This window comes from Methanoregula sp. (assembly GCF_052325125.1).
Lineage (GTDB): Archaea > Halobacteriota > Methanomicrobia > Methanomicrobiales > Methanospirillaceae > Methanoregula.
Genome location: NZ_JBKQWO010000035.1, coordinates 1 through 20,047, shown reverse-complemented (window position 1 = coordinate 20,047; position 20,047 = coordinate 1). Strand labels below are relative to the sequence as shown.

15 protein-coding genes and 1 pseudogene are annotated in these 20,047 nt (G+C 54.5%); 7 read left to right on the top strand and 9 right to left on the bottom strand.

Going from position 1 to position 20,047, the window contains the following annotated elements; all coding sequences use genetic code 11:
- Positions 1–9 precede the first annotated feature (9 nt).
- Positions 10–375, bottom strand: coding sequence for a response regulator (locus tag ACLQMU_RS08675; protein ID WP_422148266.1), 366 nt, complete (start codon positions 373–375; stop codon positions 10–12).
- Positions 376–423: 48 nt separating this feature from the next.
- Positions 424–3,285 carry a PAS domain S-box protein gene (locus ACLQMU_RS08670; RefSeq protein WP_443673658.1) on the bottom strand — a complete coding sequence of 954 codons (2,862 nt, stop codon included), beginning with the start codon at positions 3,283–3,285 and terminating at the stop codon, positions 424–426.
- 187 nt (positions 3,286–3,472) lie between these two features.
- Between ACLQMU_RS08670 and ACLQMU_RS08665 the strand changes: the two genes are divergently transcribed.
- Both ACLQMU_RS08665 and ACLQMU_RS08660 read left to right on the top strand, forming a co-directional pair.
- A complete protein-coding gene (locus ACLQMU_RS08665; protein ID WP_422148268.1) occupies positions 3,473–4,159 on the top strand; it encodes a phosphoglycerol geranylgeranyltransferase in 687 nt (228 codons plus the stop codon).
- A gap of 8 nt (positions 4,160–4,167) precedes the next feature.
- Positions 4,168–4,953, top strand: coding sequence for an RNA methyltransferase (locus ACLQMU_RS08660; RefSeq protein ID WP_422148269.1), 786 nt, complete (start codon positions 4,168–4,170; stop codon positions 4,951–4,953).
- A gap of 83 nt (positions 4,954–5,036) precedes the next feature.
- Here the strand turns inward: ACLQMU_RS08660 and ACLQMU_RS08655 are convergent, their stop codons facing one another.
- The 3 genes from ACLQMU_RS08655 to ACLQMU_RS08645 are packed head-to-tail and all read right to left on the bottom strand — an operon-like array spanning position 5,037 to position 5,943.
- Entirely contained in the window at positions 5,037–5,240 is a 204-nt protein-coding gene (locus tag ACLQMU_RS08655; RefSeq protein WP_424040889.1) for a hypothetical protein, read from the bottom strand.
- Between the two features lie 2 nt (positions 5,241–5,242).
- A complete protein-coding gene (locus ACLQMU_RS08650) occupies positions 5,243–5,584 on the bottom strand; it encodes a nucleotidyltransferase domain-containing protein (protein WP_424040890.1) in 342 nt (113 codons plus the stop codon).
- Positions 5,554–5,943: a HEPN domain-containing protein gene (locus ACLQMU_RS08645; protein WP_422148272.1), complete on the bottom strand. Its 390-nt coding sequence runs from the start codon at positions 5,941–5,943 to the stop codon at positions 5,554–5,556. Before ACLQMU_RS08645 ends, ACLQMU_RS08650 begins: the two co-directional genes overlap by 31 nt.
- A 703-nt stretch (positions 5,944–6,646) precedes the next feature.
- Here ACLQMU_RS08645 and ACLQMU_RS08640 point away from each other — a divergent pair.
- Together ACLQMU_RS08640 and ACLQMU_RS08635 are read left to right on the top strand one after the other, a co-directional pair.
- Positions 6,647–7,462 (top strand): ImmA/IrrE family metallo-endopeptidase, encoded by an 816-nt coding sequence (locus tag ACLQMU_RS08640; protein ID WP_422148274.1) that lies wholly within the window; start codon positions 6,647–6,649, stop codon positions 7,460–7,462.
- A pseudogene (locus ACLQMU_RS08635) lies at positions 7,463–8,001 on the top strand (DUF4411 family protein).
- Here ACLQMU_RS08635 and ACLQMU_RS08630 read toward each other — a convergent pair.
- Entirely contained in the window at positions 7,998–8,294 is a 297-nt protein-coding gene (locus ACLQMU_RS08630) for a hypothetical protein (RefSeq protein WP_422148275.1), read from the bottom strand. The pseudogene ACLQMU_RS08635 and the gene ACLQMU_RS08630 overlap by 4 nt on opposite strands.
- Before the next feature lie 984 nt (positions 8,295–9,278).
- Between ACLQMU_RS08630 and ACLQMU_RS08625 the strand changes: the two genes are divergently transcribed.
- The 3 genes from ACLQMU_RS08625 (at position 9,279) to ACLQMU_RS08615 (ending at position 13,019) form a co-directional block, all read left to right on the top strand.
- Positions 9,279–10,349, top strand: coding sequence for an isochorismatase family protein (locus ACLQMU_RS08625; RefSeq protein WP_424040110.1), 1,071 nt, complete (start codon positions 9,279–9,281; stop codon positions 10,347–10,349).
- Between the two features lie 157 nt (positions 10,350–10,506).
- Positions 10,507–11,058, top strand: coding sequence for a dCTP deaminase (gene dcd, locus ACLQMU_RS08620; protein WP_424040111.1), 552 nt, complete (start codon positions 10,507–10,509; stop codon positions 11,056–11,058).
- Between the two features lie 113 nt (positions 11,059–11,171).
- A complete protein-coding gene (locus ACLQMU_RS08615) occupies positions 11,172–13,019 on the top strand; it encodes a threonine--tRNA ligase (protein WP_422150541.1) in 1,848 nt (615 codons plus the stop codon).
- 188 nt (positions 13,020–13,207) lie between these two features.
- Here ACLQMU_RS08615 and ACLQMU_RS08610 read toward each other — a convergent pair whose 3' ends face one another.
- The 3 genes from ACLQMU_RS08610 to ACLQMU_RS08600 all read right to left on the bottom strand — a co-directional run.
- Positions 13,208–18,139: a PAS domain S-box protein gene (locus tag ACLQMU_RS08610; protein WP_424040112.1), complete on the bottom strand. Its 4,932-nt coding sequence runs from the start codon at positions 18,137–18,139 to the stop codon at positions 13,208–13,210.
- A gap of 185 nt (positions 18,140–18,324) precedes the next feature.
- Positions 18,325–18,690: a response regulator gene (locus ACLQMU_RS08605; RefSeq protein WP_422150539.1), complete on the bottom strand. Its 366-nt coding sequence runs from the start codon at positions 18,688–18,690 to the stop codon at positions 18,325–18,327.
- Positions 18,680–20,047 (bottom strand): PAS domain-containing sensor histidine kinase (locus ACLQMU_RS08600; RefSeq protein WP_443673657.1); only part of this gene is annotated, 1,368 nt, incomplete at its 5' end. The genes ACLQMU_RS08600 and ACLQMU_RS08605, both read right to left, overlap by 11 nt.

Genomic DNA, 20,047 nt, shown 5'->3' with positions numbered 1-20,047 from the left:
GCCCCCCTCTCATTTCAGGATAAGCCCGATTGCCACCCGCAGATCGTTGTCATCGAACGGTTTGACAATGAACCCGTCAGGCTTGGTCTCACGCGCCCGTTCCAGGGTGGGGCCGTCGGAATGGGACGTGACATAGATCACCGGGATGCTGAACCCCTTTTTGATCATCTTTGCGGTCTCGATGCCATCGATTTCCCCTTTAAGGTTGATATCCATCAGCACAAGGTCCGGCTTGCAGTTTACCACCATCTCCATCGCCTCGGCACCGGTTACCGCCCGCCCGCAGACCCGGTATCCCAGGTTTTTTAGGCGCCACTCGGCGATTTTGGCTATGATATCGTCATCTTCTACCAGAAGAATTGTATAATCAGACATGACCTTTCCCGCCTCGTTGTCAATATATGCCCGGGTAATAACATATGGTTATCCCTCCCGTTTTTTATCTGTATTTTCCCTGACAAACCGGAATGCACCGTTGGGGATCAGCATTTCGAACCGCGCCCCGCAGCCGGGTCTGCCGGTTTCCCTGATCGTAATACCGGTAATGAGCAGGATCTCCCGGGTCAGGAAAAGGCCCATGCCGGTATTCCTGCCGATCCCCCGCTCGAAGATCCGCTCCTTCTCATTATCAGGAATACCAATCCCGTCATCCTCGCAGATCAGGGCAAGTCCTTCGTCAGAGATCTGGTAATAGAACCGGATGATCCCGATGTTCTCCCCGTACCGGATCGCGTTGTCGATGAGATTGTAAAAGACCTTTTCGAGCAGGGGATCTGCATAGACTTCTATATCCTCGATCTCATCGGCAAATGCGATCCCGGATCCGGAGAAATTAACAATCACCAGTTTTACGATTTCCCTGATATTCTGCCATCTTGGGGCGGTTACTCCTACAGACTGGTACTCGCGGGTAAATTCGATCTGCCGCTGGACGACACGGATAAGTTCCTTGATCTGGCCGAGGAGCTCTTCGCGTTCGGCTGGCACTTTCGTGGCGTTTGCCATGTCAACGCAGCCCAAAAGCGCGGTAATCGTGTTAAGGATATCGTGACGGGTGATATTGTTCAGGAGGTTGAGTTTTTTGTTCGCGAGCATGACCGCATCCTCTGCTCTCCTGCGATCGGTAAAATCCCGGAGCACTCCATTTACGCCGATCACCTGTCCATTCTGGTCGACAATAATCGTGCTTTTTTCCTCTATCCAGTGGATATACCCCCATTTATCCAGCATCCGGAAACTGGAGTCAATGGGTTCGCCCCCGGATAATTCCCTAAGAAGACCCTTCAGGAATTCTTCGCGATCCGCCGGGTAAATGAACCGTTCTATCGGCCGGGATACGACCTCTTCAGCAAGGTACCCGTAACGGTTGACCATCGGCGAGATGTAGGTGATCACCCCCTTAATGTCCGTGGAAAAGAGGATGTCGGAACTGTTCTCGGCAAGCGTACGGTACTTGTTTTCGCTTTCTGCGAGGGCGAGTTCAATGTTTTTTCGTTCTGTAATGTCGGTGATCGTGCCAACCCAGCCTTCCAGCACATTTGAGGAGGTGACAATCGGAACGACCTGGCCGTATAACCAGTACACGGATCCATTCGGGTGGACAAATCGTGATTCAGCCCCAATCATTTTTTTCTGGCGAATTTCTTCGCTAAGAGTTCTGAGGAGGGTTTCCTTATCTTCCAGCGGGAGGATGTCAGCCCAGTATTTTCCCCGGATGTCTTCAAACGGAATGCCGGTGATTTTAGTGAACATATCGTTGATGAAGAGGATATTTCCTGTAGGGTTCATCCTGAACACGCCCACCGGTGACGCCTGAAGAATGCCGCCGAGTAATTTTGTATTTTCTTCAAGCTGCTCCTTGAGCCGGATACGTTCGGTGAGATCGACTACAACGCCCCTGAAGCCGATGACTCTCCCCTCACGGCGAATGAGTGAGGTGTGGACCATGGCTTTCATCACTCTTCCATCGGGCTGTTTTAACGTATAGATCTCTCCCGGAGACGGGGCCCCCGATAGTACAGCCGCAAGCCCCCGCTCCATACGGTCAATATTTTCAGGAGATAAATAATGGCGGATGTTCACTCCTTTCGTGATATCATCATCGCTGATCTGGAACAAATCTGCACCGGTTTTATTGATATACCGGAGATGGCCGACGGTATCCATCTCAAAGAAGATCAGGGGAAGGTGTTCGGCAAGCTCCCTGAACCTCACCTCGCTGTGCTGAAGATCCCTCCGCGTCTCATTGATTTTTTCAAGCATCAGGTTAATATCCGTTGCAAGTCCGGACAGCTCGTCATCCCCGGTAAGCCTGAGTCTCTGATCAGGTTCATGTGCAGTTCCGAGATCACGCACCTGTTGGGAAAGGAATCCCAGTCTCGAAAGGACAAACCGGTCGATCATGACAATAACGATTACGCCAAGCAGCGCAAACGCGCCAAGTATGATGAGGATAAACTGCATCGTCGTTGTCAGCCCCTGTACGAGGATATCGCGTGGCTGGACGGTTTCAACGACCGCTGCGTCAGAGCCGTAGATATCACGGATGAGGGCAAACCCTGCTATATAACTGGAGTTGATCGGTGTGATAAATTCCGGTTCGCTGCCGGGTTCTTCCTGCAGATTTTTTGTGACTTCAGCTGGCAGGGATGCATCGGTCGCCGGGATAATCTTTAACGAAACATGGTCGCCCGGGGAAAGCCGGTTCATTTCATTCTGATCGAGATACCTGCCCATAATAACGACGCCCTGAGGGTTGCCGGAAAAATCAGCGTGGACAACAGGGCGTGAGGCAACAAGCACGGGTGTACCGGACAGCATCAGGATACCCTCGGATTCCCCCCGGGGATTGGACATGTTCATAAGCGGGTTTTCCCTGTCAAGCTGCCCGAGCAGTGCACCAGGGACCGGAACCATCGTATGTGTCCGGGTATCATACGCCCCTGCATAGGCAATATCCCCGTTGCGGTTGGTGATGATGATGAAGTTTACCCTGATGTTTTCATATGTTTCAGGGATGAGATTTGAAGAGATATAATCCGGCTGGTTGCCAATGACAAAATTGTAGGTGTCGTCCCGCGGCCCCCAGTCACTGGCAACCGATGAAAGAGAGTCACTATCGTCCTGTACCTTGTTGAGCACCTGCTGGAGATCTTTTTCAACATAACTCTTTTCAAGATTAGAATAACTTGCAATAAGAGTTCCAGATACAAAAATCGTAATGAAAATCATCACGGCCACAAACGAAACAACAAGAACAAAAAGAGTTTTTTCCTGAAGATTCATGAAAACCAGTGTACATTTCCATGGTGATTTCCGTGATATAAATCCTGTTATAGTTACCTGATTTCTTATCGCCGGCGTTTTTACTGCTCGATTGAATCATTGGACTCCGGTAAAATTCGTTAACCTGACCAACCTCCCGGAGCACCGGTTTATTGGGATAAACAACATAGGTACTGCTGATACTGACATGAAGTGGAAAGACTGGGTGCATGTGACAAAACTCGACCCTGACAAGCAGCTCAGGCCCGGTGACATCGATGCGATCGCCACGAGCGGGACCGACGCACTGATGCTCTCGGGCACCCTGAACGTGACAAAAGAGAACCTTCTCGCCCTCCAGAAGCAGATCGCCAGGTACGACCTGCCGCTCGTAATGGAGCCTGCCGGGCCCGAGGCAGTCCTCCTCGAGGGGATCGAATATGTCTTTGTGCCAAGCGTGATGAACACGACCGATGTGCAGTGGATCGTCGGCAAACACCGTTTCTGGGTGCAGCAGCAGGATGGCAATATCCCGTGGGATGCGGTCGTTCCCGAGGCCTATATCGTCCTCAATCCCAACTCTTCGGTGGGCAAAGTTACAAAAGCAATCTGCGATCTCAGGCCCTCCGATGTTGCGGCGTATACCTCGGTCGCCGACCACTACTTCCATTTCCCGGTCGTTTATATCGAATATTCCGGCGTATACGGCGATCCTGCCGTCGTGAAAGCAGCCTCGGAAGTGATCGACCGGTCGATCCTGTACTATGGCGGCGGGATCAATTCGGCGGAAAAAGCCGCGGAGATGGGAAAATATGCTGATACGATCGTGATCGGAAACGCGGTCTACGACAAGGGCTCCGCCGTCCTCAAGGCAACCGTGGACGCGGTCCAGTAATTCTTTTTATGCCCGAGATCGACATCGTCCTCGTGGCCCCCCTTTACGAGGGAAATGTGGGGTTTGCCGCACGAGTGATGAAAAATTTCGGGTTTACCCGGCTGGTGCTTGTCGATCCCTGCAAACTCGGCGACGAGGCGAAAGCCCGCGCCTCCCATGCACAGGATGTGCTGGGTAACGCGGAGGTCTGCACTATCGAGGACGTGTTCGCCCGGAGCAGTATCGTGGTCGCCACGACCGGGCAGGTGAGCAAGTCGGTCTGCACGCCGATGAGGATGCCGTTTTATTCGCCCCGCGAGCTGCGCGAACGCATCGGTACCGCTGAAGGGAGGGTGTCCATCCTCTTTGGCCGCGAGAACTGGGGGCTCAACAACGATGAAGTGAAACGCAGCGATATGATCTGCACGATCCCCACTGCGGACGAGTACCCGATCATGAACCTCTCCCACGCTGTCGGCGTCGTCTGTTACGAGTTCGCCCATCTCCCTCCGCCGCAGTACCGGCTCGCCTCTCCCTACGAGATGGGACACCTGTACCGGCACATCGACCGGTTCCTGGACTCAGTACACCACCCGGCGTTCAAGCGCGAGAACACGATGATCATGATCCGCCGCATTCTGGGACGGGCAGGCCTTACGACCCGTGAGGCAAGCACCCTGCACGGCCTCCTGCGCCGGACCGAGTGGCATGTCGATCCCGATGCGCTCGACCGGGAGAAAGAGGCACAGCGGCGGCACAAGAACAAGTATGACGAGGGGGAACCATCTACGGATCAGGATCCGGGTGAGGGATAGATAGCGAGTGTTTTCTACCGGGGTTCACCAGAGAATGGGTACAGATCGGGATGTAAGTGCCGTAAGAAAAATGGAGTCTCTGTTCATGGAGTTGGGACTTTTTTTCTTCGGGCCATGATGCTTTTGATAATTTTATCCGGATCGTCTTCAAGGAGTGTTTTCCGCTCTTTTGTCCAGTCACCGCTGCCCGTTTCATAGATCTGGAGGAACCGGATTGCATCGTCCGGGCCGAGGGCTTTTAAGAGCGCAGCCATACATTCTGTATGAATGTCGTGGAGTGTTTTCATTTTTATGCCGTGGATACCGTTGGGAGTATAATTCCCTTCCTGATCGTTCCTGCAATCAGGGATTTTTGATCCCGGTATTCCTGCGGGGTTAGCGTGATGACGTCAAGAGGCACTTTGAATTTTTTTACGGTATGCATCTCTGCATCTTTTGTGAGGAGTGCCCGATCAAAAATATCCCGGTTTGTAAAATCCTCAGAGATTATTGCGATATCGATATCACTTCCCGGTGTCGCGGTGCCCGTGCTCGATGAACCGAACAGGATAAGGTTGTTGATGCGGACTCCGTTAGTCCGGAGTTGTGCGCCAAAAAAAGTTACCGTTTCGAGGACTTTTGCATCAACCATGTCAGGATCTCCTTTGTTTCGGATATGATCTTTTGTGTCTTTGCTTTGGTATATTGTTCAAGGACTTCTTCAAGGTTATGGGGGTATCGTCCGGTCACCCCGATACGGTTGATGACAAACAGCGAGTCAAGATAGTGTTGCGGTAGTTCCAGTTCAAGAAGTTCAACCAGATAAATAAGGCTGTGGGTCTTTTCCGGATTGTCATTGAATTTTTCTATGTATAACGCTTTTAAGGCTTTTTCCAATGCGAGATGGGTAAAAAATATTGCCGGTGGATATCGTCCTGCCGAGGCAAGAGATTCGGCAGTTCCGAGATCATACTGCGCCTGCCGGAACCATTCGCCGGAATCAGTTGTCATTTAAGAATATCTCCGTTTGAGTATTGTCTATCTTGCGTATGTTATCAGATGAATATATTGTTTCATTTCCCCGCTCCATTCTATAATCGCAATCTCCTCCACCGTCAGCCCGTACTACTCGTACACCAGACTATCAATCGCCGCATCCGTCGCCTCGATCTGCCGGGACAACTGCGTCTTCTCCTGTCCGGGGCGGGCGTCCTGCACCTTTTTGTTCAGGCCAGGCATTCGGGTGACGAGCGTGACCATGCGATCACTTTCACCCTGTCAACTCTGGGTATCTTTTAATAGATTATAAAAAAATCTCTAGTAGAGGATTATGGCCCATTCATCTCCCGAGGTTGTCATCGCACCGGACGTCTTCCGGTGGTTGTGTGGTAGCTCGGGATTTACAGCGGCCGACATATCAAAAAAAATAAGCGTATCCGAACGGATCGTCAGATCATGGTGTGAAGGTACTCAGAAGCCTGTTGTCCCGCTTACGAAAGTTGAACATCTTGCCGAATTGTTTAAACGACCTCTCGCAACATTTCTCCTGTCACATCCTCCGGATGAACCCCGGCTTCCTAAAGATTTCCGGCGACATCAGAATGCAGGACCGGGTTATTCAAAGGAACTGCTCCTTGTTATCCGTAAAGCACGGAGAATTCAGGAAATTCATCATGAGCTGACAGATAACCTGCATATTTCTTCGAAGGTTCCCTTGAAAATACGGACTCTTAAAGACGATCCCGAAAAAGTAGCACTGGAAGAGCGCGTGCGTTCCGGGATCCATCTCCCGGGAGATAATGCCGGTATGACCCCGGTAAAGGCATTTGAAATCTGGAGGGGATGGCTTGAGTCCCAGAATATCTCTGTCCTGAAAACGAAGATGCCAACGGGCGATGCCCGGGGTTTTTCCCTCACGGATGGGGAGCCGTATGTGATTGTTGTGAATTCTGCCGATGCTGACCGGGCCCGGCTCTTCACTCTGTTTCACGAATACGCCCACATCCTCCTGGATATCCCGGTGATCTGTAATCAGGGGGAGGATGATCTTAAGGAATATGCCCCCATCGAACGCTGGTGCAATCATTTTGCCGGCGCATTCCTTGCCCCTGAGGAAGAGATAGGAAAAAATCCCTCCATACGGCAGGCACTTGCCTCAGGGAATTACCTGCGGGCCGCAGGCTCGATCAGGAAACAATTCCTGATCAGCAATGAAGCAGGGCTGATGCGATTGCTTACCCTGAAGTACATCACATCCTCGCAATTCATCCAGGGTCGGGATAAGATCCGTGAAGAATTCACATTACGGGAGGCGAAAAAGAAACAAGTGATCGGGCAGCCCGGCGAAGAGGAAAAGGGCGGTTTCGGGATTCATCTGGATAAAAAATGCGTGGCGGAAAAAGGGACCGGATATGTCGCTCTTGTCATGGAGAATATCCGAAAAGGGCATATCAGTAACAGTGAAGCCCTTGATTATCTCGATGTGAAACTCCGGCATCTGGAAAAGTTCCAGGAATCGATGGGCGCCTGAATGTCAGAACCCGATCAACCTGTTTTTCTTTACGTTGTCGATACGTCTTTTCTTATTGAGATCCACAAACGCTATCCGGAGAGAACCCTGCCGGGTATCTGGAAGGATCTTGATGCGCTCATCCGGGAAGGAAGGGTTGTCGCCCCGGAATACGTGAGAACTGAGATTAACCGGCAGGATGATGACCTGACGGGCTGGGTTAACCACCACGGTAAAATGTTCGAAGGCATCAGTGCAGAATTATGGGCGACAACCGGTATTGTTGTGAATACGTTCCCGCGCACAGCACACATGCATTATCCCAGAAGCCGGATCACGCAGACCCCTTCGTTGTAGGTCTCGCAATAAAACAGGGGAAGCAAGCCCGGTTTGAGCCTCGTACTATTGTCGTCGTTGCCGAGGAGAAAGGAAAACTGGTGGAAAACCCTGGCTTGCGTGACAGTGAGATCGAGAAGATCCCGGATGTGTGTCTGAAACTCGGGATTCCCTGTATCACGCATCTGGAGATGTTCAAGAGGGAAGGGTTCAGGTTCTATTAAAAGGACCTGAAATTTACCCCTTCAACAATCGCAATCTCCTCCTCCGTCAATCCATACAACTCGTACACCAATTTATCAATCGCCGCATCCGTCGCCTCGATCTGCCGGGACAACTGCGTCTTCTCCTGTTCAAGGCGGGCGTCCTGCAATCTTTTATTCAGGTCAAGCATCCGGGTGACGAGCGTAACCATGCGGTCGTGCCGGGTTTTGTCTGCGGGGTCGGCAAAGTTGATGATGGGGCATGGACAGGGAGCAAACTGAACGTGCCAGGAAAAAAGAGGAGAACTATTCATGGAGCCGGGACTTTTTTCTTCGTGCCATGATACTTTTTGATAATTTTATCCGGATCGTTTTGTAATCGTATCTGAATAATCAAAAATTTTTACAATAATGCGAATTAAAATTCATCAGAAGAAGATCGTTTGAGTACCATCAGCATCATGTCACCCCGTCCAAACCTGCCCTGATACAGTCGTTTTTACTGTGAACCTCATTACAGACTCACACCAATCCGGGCTCAATTCGAGCCCCGATTACCCTTTTCACATCTCAAAAGAAGCCCGTATCGGGCTCCGTTTCTAAATAAGCCCAAATCAGCCTTATTTTGGCAATCGGACGAATTAAAAAGTCCTCATAAACGCGTTTTACGGCCCGATCTCATGCCCGTATGGGTTTTCGGTTGATCCTGAAAACAGTGGCCTTTAATGGGCCGCTATTGCCTGCTAATGGGCATTATATGGGGCTCAATTTGGGCGTATTTTTGTAAATAGGGGCATTTTAGCGGTTTAATTTTTATGGGGGATAATCGGACGATTTTACGGGCGTTTTTCGGGAGGGGGTAGAAGAGGATCCCCGGAGCACTTGCAATAAAAACAAGGGTTTTCCCGGAACAGAAGACCTATACCAGCCCGGACTTTTCAAAAAATGTTTTGTGAAGTTACCGGACTTTCCGGAAAAAAGCAGGTAAGGTTACCGGACTCTTGTAAAAAATTCGTGAAGGTTGTCAGACTTTCTTTAAAAAAGTTTACCAAAGTAACCGGACTTTTCAAAAAAAGTTCACCAACGTTATCGATCTTTCCGGAAAAAATCTGGTGAGGCTATCGGATTTTCTAAGAAAAGTCCGGCAACGTTATCCAATTTTCCGGAAAAAGTCCGGTCCAGCTGCTGAAACATTCCGGGAAAAACCGGCCTTCAGGTTACCAGCAAGTCGTCTGGATTATATCAAAAACACCTGTCACCCTCCCCTTTTTCATCCCTCCCTTCCCACACTACCATGCATGATCTCCCTGCGGACCGTAAACGAACAGGATATCAGTACCATAAAATCGTGGCCCCCGTATCCCGCGGAGTTTTCCGGGCTCGATTATGCCCTGAGGGACAGCGGCTGGCTCGATGAGTACGCCGGTAAAGCGGGAACCGATATCCTCATTGCCGAGGATGCAGGCACCATTGCCGGCTTCTCTATCCTCTCACGCGATGGAGACGGGTGTGCCGAGTTCCGGATCGCATTGCACCCGGAACGGGTCGGTCATGGCCTCGGTAAGACTATCGCACTCCTTACGCTCCGGCACGGGTTTTTGGATCCTGCCCTTCACTCAATCCATCTGATCGTCCGCAAGACCAATCTCCGGGCGCAGAAACTTTACGCATCGCTCCGGTTCCAGCGCACGGGGGAATGTACGGAAGATATCCAGGGAAAACCCGTCGAGTTCTTCCAGATGACCGTCCACCGCGATCTGTTCGAACAGATGGAGGCAGACCCGGTGGCACAGGATACTCCCGGATTAAAACATACAGCTGAAGCGGTGCTCGTCATCGATGTCCAGAACGAGTATTTCACGGGGGACCTCCCGGTCACCCACCCGCACGGCAGCATCGAGAATATCCTTGCGATCATGGACGCCGCGCTGGACCATCATATCCCTGTTGTCGTCATCAGGCATACGGGCACTGCGCCGGATGCAAAGACGTTCCGTAAAGGGACATACGGGTGGGAACTGCTCGATGAGATCAAAAGCCGTCCCTGCGATGTCCTGATTGAAAAGACCCTGCCGGGAAGTTTCACTGGTACCAGCCTTGACGCATGGCTGAGGGAGCATGGGATTATCACGGTCACCATTGTCGGGTACATGACCCAGATGTGCTGCGACACCACGGCGCGGCAGGCCTTCCACCGGGGATATGGTGTCCGGTTCATTTCCGATGCAACCGGGACGCTCGCTGTTACCAATACCGCGGGGACAGTCACGGCTGAAGAACTGCACCGGGCGATCTGCGTGACGCAGGCAATGCGGTTCTCAACCGTGATGACAACCCGGGACTGGATTGCAGATCCCGGCCACTCCTGAATGCCCATGCGATCTCACGTGAATCATGCGGGAGGAAATCTCACTCTTTTTGTGCGGCCGAATCCCGGCAGTTATAAACTCCCAAAACCCCACACCAGTAAACCGGAACCCGGCCCCGGGAGAAATTATCACCGAGCAACACCAACCCGGTAGATCAATGATTCTTGTGGACTGGCAGCTCCGGGACCGCATCGCCCGGGGCCATATCAAAATCGACCCTTTCGATCCCACCCTCGTACAGCCCAATTCTGTCGACATCCGGCTCGGCAGCCACTTTGTCTGGTACAACCCGGGTGAACAGGTTATCGACCCGTTCGACAAGGCGACCGTGACCTCCGATACAGGCGAGACTCACGCCGACTCATTTATCCTGATGCCGGGCCAGTTCGTGCTCGCCGAAACCCTCGAGATTATCGGCCTGCCGGACAACATCGTCGCGACCATCGAGGGCAAGTCGAGCATCGCCCGGCTTGGCGTCACCCTCCACCAGACCGGCGGCTGGATCGATGCCGGGTTCCGGGGCACCATTACCCTTGAGATGGCCAACGTGAACGCACGCCCCGTCAGGGTCTATGCCGGTATGCCCATCGGCCAGCTGGTCTTTTACACGACCGAGCGGGCAGAGAACCCGTACGACAAAAAGGCCGATGCCAGGTATCTCGACCAGCGGCAGGCCACCCTCTCCCGGTACCACGAGAACCGGAAGTAGAGTGGCGTGGAGTGCCGAAAACCCCCGTCCCGGCCGCGTGCCGGGGGCAATGAGGGTATATACCTTAAGATCCCATTTTATTCGGATAATCGTTCCGGAGTGGAGATGAAGCAATGCGACTTCTTCTGATACATTCAGATTACATCGAATACGAAGCAAAAAAGAAGACAAAGATGGCAGAGGAGGGGGCCGTGCTCGCGGATCGTGAAGAAGACGCGCTTACGGTTTTCTCTGCGGTCGAGTCCGTCGATGAAGAGGATATGGAGGGCGTCATCCTCCAGGCCATCGAAGAGGTAAAAAGGACCGCTGCACAGGTGCATGCCGATAAGATCGTCATCTACCCGTACGCCCACCTCTCAAGCGACCTTGCCCGGCCGGATGTGGCAGTATCGGCTTTAACAGCACTTAAGGACGGCCTTGCTGCGGAAGGCTTTGCCGTGAAGCGTGCCCCGTTTGGCTGGTACAAGTCCTTTAAGATCTCCTGCAAGGGCCACCCGCTCTCCGAACTCTCGAAGACGATCGTGCCCGGCGGCGGGGAAGGGGAATCGGTCCTGAAAAAGCCGGGCAAGAAAGAGGTCACCCACGACTGGTTTGTCCTGACCCCGGACGGGAAGACCCACGACTACCACCAGTATCTTGACGACACCCCGTTTGGCTGCCTCGTAAAAAAGGAGCTGGGCGTCGCGGAGCCGACCGGCGGCGAACCGGCACACGTCGACCTGATGAGGTCAAAGGAACTTGTCGATTACGAACCGGCGAGCGATGTCGGGTGCCTGCGCTGGATGCCCAAGGGCAAGCTTGTCCGCGACCTGCTGGCAGATTATGTCCTCGCCATCCTGCTTCCCTACGGGGCGACCCCGGTCGAGACCCCGGTCATGTACGACCTCGGCGACAAGGCAATCTCCGAGCATGCGGACAAGTTCGGTGAGCGGCAGTACCGGTTCAAGAGCAACAACCGGAACATGATGCTCAGGTTTGCCGCATGCTTTGGCATGTTCTCCATTATGCGTGACATGCACATCTCCAAAAACACACTCCCCCTGAAGATGTACGAGCTTTCCACCTACTCCTTCCGGCACGAACAGAAAGGCGAGGTGATCGGGTTAAAGCGCCTGCGTGCCTTTACGATGCCCGATATGCACTCGCTCTGTACCGATATGCCCGAGGCGATGAAGTGCTTCGAGGAGCAGCTTGCCATCGGGTGGCAGACCGGCCGGGACTTCGAGACAAAACTGGTTGCTGCCTTCCGGTGCACGAAGAAGTTCTACGATGAGAACGAGGCATGGGTGAAAAAGATCGTAAAAGACTCAGACTGCCCGATGCTCATCGAGATCCTTTCCGAGCGCGTCCACTACTGGGAGGCCAAGATCGACCTTGCAGCCATCGACGGCCAGAACCGCCCGATCGAGAACCCGACCGTCCAGATCGATGTCGAGAGCTCGACCCGGTTTAACATCAGGTACTTCAAAGACGACGGCACCCCGGTGTATCCGCCCATTCTCCACTGTTCCCCGACCGGGAGTGTCGAGCGGGTGATCTGTGCGATCCTCGAAAACATCTCGACCCAGAAAGTCCCGGCCCTGCCGACCTGGCTCTCGCCGGTACAGGTACGTATCGTGCCGGTTGCCGAGCGCCACACTGCCTATGCGCAGGAAGTCTGCGATGCCATGAACGCGCAGAGCATCCGGTGCGATCTTGATGACCGCGAGGAGAGCGTGGGCAAAAAAGTCCGTGAGGCAGGTATGGACTGGGTGCCCTATGTGATAGTTATCGGTGACGAGGAAATGGCCGGTAAGAAACTCACCGTGACGATCCGCCGGATGTCTGAGCCTAACAAGCCCCATAAGGAACAGGTGACCGCAGACTCCCTTGTGGCCACGGTGAAGAAAGAAATAGCGGGCAAACCGTTCCGCCCGCTCTATACCCCGCGCAAACTCTCCCTGAAAGCGCGGTATATCTGAACTTTTTTATCACTTTTTCCAGGGATGAATCTCCTGAAAACCACCGGGCCCTTTTCCCGCAGGCGATCAGGATCAGATCATGCAGAGTTTGCCCATCCTTTAAAATTATAGGAAGTTATGGTGGAATCCCTATCAGGGATACACCAGTGTCTGCCCGGTGTTCCCCTCCTCAAAATGTGTGTCTTTAGCTACTCTGCCGGCCCGCTCTTCCATTTTCCCGGGGGTATGACCATCTCGAACCGCGAGCCCATCCCGGGCACTCCGGTCTCTTTTATGGTAATTCCGGTGATAGCAAGGACGTCACGGACGAGAAACAGGCCAAGGCCGGATGACTTTGCAGAGCCGGACGACGTGGTAAACCCGCGTTCGAAGATCAGTTCCTTCTTGTCCTGCGGGATGCCCACCCCGTCGTCTTCATAGATGAGCGTGCACCCTCCTCTCTCATCAGGCTCGCCCTGAATCCTTATGTGCCGGACATGCACCCCGTGGCGCAGCGAGTTGTCGCACAGGTTGTACAGCACTTTGGCAAACATCGGGTCGGCAAAGACGGCAAAACCCGGCGCCGGCTCCTCGAATGCAATCCGTCCCACATCAAAGTGCGACCTGACCACGGCAAGGATGGGCGCGATCTCCTGCCAGACCGGGGCAGTGCCTCCGAGTGATTCATAATCCTTGGTAAAATCGATGTGGTGCCGGATGGCATCGGCCGAGGTTTCAGCTTTGTCAAGGAATTCGATCAGCTGCGGATCCCTCAGGGATCCCCGGAGCAGATCGAGGTACCCGAGCACCCCGGTAAGTTTGTTCTTGATATCATGCCGGGTGATGCTCGAGAGGATGCCCAGTTTGTGGTTGGCATACGCAAGCGCTGCCATCGCCTGTACCCGGTCGGTGATATCGTAGGCATAGATCCTGAGGAGATCGTACCCCGGGGCGGTGCAGATCGTCTCGTTGAACCATCGCTCCTTGATCTGCACGACGCGTTTTGTCATCACGGGCTGCGCCGGATTGAATGTTCTTGTGATCTCATCGAAGTCTGCCGGCAGGAACACCGCCGCGTCATCAGGAAGCCCGAGTGCTTGGAGCACTGCGGCAGTTGCCGGGTTGGCATAGCCTATGGTCCGGTCCGGCTTGACCTCGATTATCGGATTGGGGTTCATCTGCGGATAGGAGGCAAGCCTCCGGATCTCGCGCTCCGCCCGGTTTTGTTCCGTCTCGTCGGCAATGACGGCGAGCACCTTCCGCTCACCGTGGTTGTCCAGCGGGGTCAGGGTGACGTGAGTCTCAAGGATCGAACCATCACTTCTCGTGCTCACCCAGGGAAAAACCTGCGGTGTTCCTCCACGGGCTGCCTCGAGGTACTCCCTTGCGATATCGGCAGATGCCCTGCCGTCAGGCTGGCAGGGAGGGGAAAAATCGAGCGGGCCGTGTCCGATAAGATTCTCACGGGTACAGGCAAACAGCCGGGCCGCCGCGGCGTTGCAGTCGAGGATCCGGTCACTTACGAGAAGTGTTGCATCTGCGGTGCTCTCAAAGACGGCCTGTGACTGTGCTTTCTCCCGGTTAAGTGCTTCCATCGCCTGCCGGCACGTGTGGATATCGTAGCAGGAGTACGTGACGCCGGCTTCTTCATCATCGGGCACGGCGTCAGGTATACGGACCTCGCGGATCCACCGGTATTCACCGGAATGATGCCGAAGACGGTACTCCGTTTCAGATGAGCCCCGGATATCTCCGGGGTTTCCGAATGTTTCCCGGTAATGATCGCGGTCATCAGGGTGGATGCCCTCCATCCAGCCGTCTCCCTGTTCATCGGCAGGAGCCGGTCCGGTAAATGCAAGCCATGCCTTGTTGAAAAAGATGCATGTGCCGCTGGTATCGGACCTGCGGACGGGATTTGGCAGGCTGTCGAGAATGGCCGCGGCTGTCGCCTTATCCCGCGCCCGTGCCCTTCCGGCCTTTTTTTGGCCGGTGATATCCCTGAGGATCATATTCATGGCAGGACTGCCGTCCTGATCCAGAAACCGGGCTGCCTCGACCATCACATCAAAAGGCGCGTCATCCCCCCGGATGAGCCGCAGTTCCCCTTCAGCGCTTCCCGCCTCCGCGCACATCCGGGAGAGTTCGACAAAGCGCGGGTCCCCGGCACCGGCAAGACCCTCCCCGGGAACCGAACGCAGTTCATCTCCCGTCCGGCCAAACAACCGGCATGCAGCCGGATTTGCGGCGAGGATCACGCCCCCGGGCGTTGTGATCAGCATGGCGGCGCTGCCGGTCTCAAAAAATGCCCGGTACTGGCGGCGTTCTTCGTCGACCAGCTCTGTCCGCTGTCTGCGGTCTGAAATATCGACGATAAAAACACCGGTACAGGGCTGGCCGCCGGTCTCATCAGGGATGGTCTGGAAAAAGAGCTCGACCGGGACGAGGGTGCCGTCCTTTTTCCGGAGAGTGCTTTCGCAGCGCCCGGGATTTTTTGTGGCAGAAACCTGCAGGAACCGATCAGCATCTGCCGGTGTACCAGGGAGGCTGGTCAGCGGGAGTGCGAGCAGCTCGTCCTCGGTGAAGCCCAGCATGGCGCAGAGTGCCGCGTTCACCGCCCCGGTGCTCCCGTCAGGAAGAATCGCGGCAAACGGGACGGCGGCGGACTCGATCCCGCCGGCAAGGAACCGTGTGCGTTCCCAGCTGCTGCGGGTGCCTCTCGCGGCCCGGCGCCGGAGTGTTTTTTTATCCAGCAGATCGAGCGCTGAAGTGAGCGTAGTGCTTAGGATCCCGAGCTGCTCTGCATCAGCCTCGGAAAAGGTATCCTGTTCACCGGAGCTGAGGGTGATGACACCGACGATCTCACCTTTGAGCCGGAAAGGTATGGCAGCACATGACCGGCGTCCGTACCGGTATGCATCCTGCATCCACGGCCGGGCAGCGGAATCTGCCCCGGTATCACTGCAGACCACAAATCCGCCCGAGAGGATAGCCTCACCTGCCAGACCGGCCTCCTGTTCGCTACCCGTGATCCGGTATCCCTCCCTGGGAAGCTCTCCTGTATTCCCGGCGTGCGCAACCGGACGGAGGATGCCAGCTGCCCTGTCGAAAAGCCCGATCCATGCTGCACAGCCGGCATCTTCTTCGGAAACGATCCGGCACGTGTCGGCAAGCAGTGTCTCCAGGTCATGAACCGTTGCTGCAGCAAGGCTGACCCGGGAACTGATCGCGTAAAGCCGGTTTGCCGCCCGGATCCTCTGAACGGCAGATGTACGGGCGGTGATCTCCTGCACAACGCCGATCATCCCCTCAATTACGCCGCGAGCGTTCCGCAGTGGCGAGAAGACCGTCCTTGCCCAGCCGCGTTTACCGGTGAGGGGATACTCGTACCTGCTTTCGGGTGCTGCAACGATCGCCCCGGCGAATGCGCGTGCCGGCGGCGAGTTGTTCCCCGTCGTATCCAGGAAGGGCAGCATATCGGAAAGCTGCTTTCCCAGGGCATCGCGGGCAGCGATCCCGGTAATATCCTCCATGGCAGGGTTCCACCCGGTGAGGACCTGGCCGGGGGTGCAGACGAAAATACCCTCGCGGGCTCCGGCAATTACCTCTTCCGCGGATGCGGCAGCAGCCTGCACCGTTGCCATCTCTTTTGCCTGTACGGTGATGTCGGTGAGCGTGACAACCAGCTGCTGCGCCTTTCCCTCGCTATCGCAGATAGCAGTACCCTCCAGGGAGACCAGGACACTGCGGTTATCGTGGAGATCGAGGGAAAACCGTGCTGCGTGAATGCTGCCGGATTGCCCCAGCTCACGGATTGCAAGAAAAAAATGTGACTGTTCATTTTTGGCGATGAATTCAGCAAGGGATTTTCCGATCACCTCGTTTTCGGGGCAGCCCAAAAGATCTGTTCCTGCCCGGTTGACCGCCGTTACGTACCCTTCCGGTGAGAGCGCGAGGTGCGCCAGCGGGGCCCGCTCGAATAACTCCCCGAATCTGCAAACCTGGTTCTCAAGGGTCCGCCTCGCCTCGTTCTCATCGGTGGCGTCGTGGAAGACTGCACCGATCCTTTTTGTCATGCCATCGTCAAGAACCCGTGCAGTTACGACCACCTCCCGGACCCTGCCGTCTTTTGTCCGGTGCTGTGTCCCGAATGTTGCCCGGCCGGTCTGCAGGATGTCAGGGATTCTTTCCCGGAGTTTTTGTGGCGCCTCCGCAACCTCCCAGTCATGCAGGCGAAGACCGGCAAACTCCTCCCGGGAATAGCCCAGCTGGCGGCAGGCCTCTTCGTTGAACTCAACGGGAGTACCGGTTCCGGGATCGATGATGAGCATCCCGTCGGTGGCGGAATCAAGCAGCAGCCGGTGCAGTACCTCACGGCTGCGCACCGTTTCATCATCTTTTTTTGATCCGGTTATCTCGGCAAGCAGGCCCTGCCCCCCCGTAAACTTCCCGCGCACCGTCCGCGGGCGGCACGAGGCACGCACCCAGCGTGATTGCCCGCCCGTACAGGTTATCCTGAACTCGAACGATGAGGTAATACCCCGGTTAACATTGGCGAAATGGCGGGCGACTGACGGAATATCCTCCGCACAGACCAGCAGGGCAAAATTCTTCCCGATCAGGTCTTCCTGATTGTAACCGAACCGGGTGATGCCGGGGCTGACATAGGTGATTATCCCCTCTCCATTGACTTCGTAGACAATGTCCGTGAGGTTTTCCACAAGCGAACGGTAATGCCGTTCGGACTGCCGGAGGGCCTGCTCGCTCTGCCGCCGTGATACGGCCGATCGTATTTTTGTCTCGAGTTCCGCGAACTGGGTCCGGGGCGAACCTGTTTTCCGGATATAAAAATCTGCGCCGGAGTTGAGCGCTTCAATTGCAACCTCTTCCCTGCCTTTCCCGGTAAAAAGGATGACGGGCATCCCGTTGCAGCGGGGGCGGAGGTATTTTAAGAGCTCGAGCCCGTCCATTCCAGGCATCTGGTAGTCCAGGACCAGCGCATCGTAGCGTCCCGCTTTAAGTTTTTCTATTGCTTCGTGTGCCGAAATGGCCGTGTCAACCCTGAATTCACCTCCCCGTTCCAGAAAAACCCTGGTCACTTCAAGGAGCGCTGATTCATCGTCAACATATAAGACCGAGATCATGGCTGCCTCCGGCGGAGCCGGGTCAAAACCTTACGTATATTCCCATCGTTTTTCAACATAGATAAGGTTGTATGCCGCGCCCTGCCTGTACGGCATCATATCTTTTTTTTAAAAAACACGCGCATTAAACGCATTCAGGGCAATCCGTCATAAAAAAGGCTGCCCGCTTACCATCCCTGGTACTATTATTCAAGAAATTGCCTGAGAGCGGTTTTGAGTTCATCAAAGGTGACCGGTTTCTGGAGAATTCCCAATTTTGGATCATTGAGTTCTGCCATCTTCCCGGGAACCGTGGGTGAGGCTGTAAAAAGGATCACCGGGATCTCCTTTAAATTATATTTTGCCCGCAGCAGTTCCAGGAATTCCCAGCCTGACAGGGGGGACATCATGATATCAAGCAGGATCAGGGCAGGAGGCTGTGACCGTACATAGGTCAGTGCGTCAAGCCCGTTCGCTATAAGTACCGGCTCGTATCCCAGCTTTTTCAACAGGATATCCATAAGGTCGAGAATAGGCTGGTCGTCCTCGACTACAACAATCTTACGTATCATGGCGATCAACTTTGTCGGGTCGTTTTTTCGGGATATGGATGGTAAACGTGCTCCCGATATTTACGATACTGTCCACACTGATATACCCCCCGTGCAGATGGATATACTTTTTTGCAATCGCAAGCAACTGCCCGGTCTCTCCGGCGCTGGGCCGGTGAGAACCGGCACCCCCGTCGTTTTCGGATTTGAAGATTTCGTCAAGCTGGGCCTCGGTGATGCCGACACCATTGTCCCGAATCGACAGCCGGTGGAACGGGAGGGCAAAAGAGCCCTCGTATGACGTGATCCAAATCTTCTTAGGGGGTTTGGAATAACTTATCCCGTTTGAAAGAAGTATATCGAGGACATAGGAGATCTTCTGGCGGTCGGCCTCGAACGTGAGATCGGCAGGGATTTCTATTGCAATCTCCGCCTTGAGGGCATACCCTCCGTTCGCAATGACGGCATCGGCCATCTCCCGGACGGAAAAGACCGAGTAATCGAGGCCGGTTTCCTCCCCTTCCAGCACTGAGAGTTCCAGCATCTGGTTGATGATCTGGCGTTCGCGGTCCACGCTTTTTGCACACCGGTCAAGGATCTGCTGTGCCTCATCGGTCATCCCGAACGACCGGGGGTCCTGGAGAAGCAGGTTGAGGTACCCCATAATCGGCTGGAGTGGCGTCCTGAGCTCATGGGCGATGGCACGCATTATTTCGTGCCGCCGTTCTTTGGTCTGCTCCACCCGCTCACGGTATTCCTCCCATTCGGTATTGTCAATAATATTGACGAGCCCTGCCGGCCGGTTGTTCCGGGTGATGGGGGTAAAGTAGAGAACCGCACGCCGGATCTCACCATTCTTTGAAACAAACCGGAACTCAGCCCGGTCCGGGACTGGTACGGGTGCATCCCAGCGGCCGGCAAATGTCGCAAACCGCTCCCTATCCTCTTCAAAGACGCTGTCGGTTATATCCCTGCCTGTGCATTCTTCCGGCGCATAACCCGAGAAAGAGGAAAAAGCTGGATTTGCAAAGAGAATTTTTGTATGCTCCGTGATAACCATGCCGGTAGGAGAGTTTTCGGTCACCTGCCGGTACCGGGTCGAGCTGTCAACCGCCAGCTCCCGGGCGATCTTCTCGGCATTGATGTCGATGACCGAACAACTCACGACAGTGTCATCGATCCGGCTCCATGAGAGATTGACCCAGTGGGGCTCCCCTGTTTTCGTGGTAAAACAGGTTTCAAAATTCCTGATATCCTCCCCGGATCCCAGGTGCTCAAAAAACCGGCGCTGGATATCGCGGGAAACGAAGAGTTCGGAAAAGATCATGCGGCCGAGCTCTTCCGGGGAGTATCCGAGCATCGCAGCGACCTGCTGGTT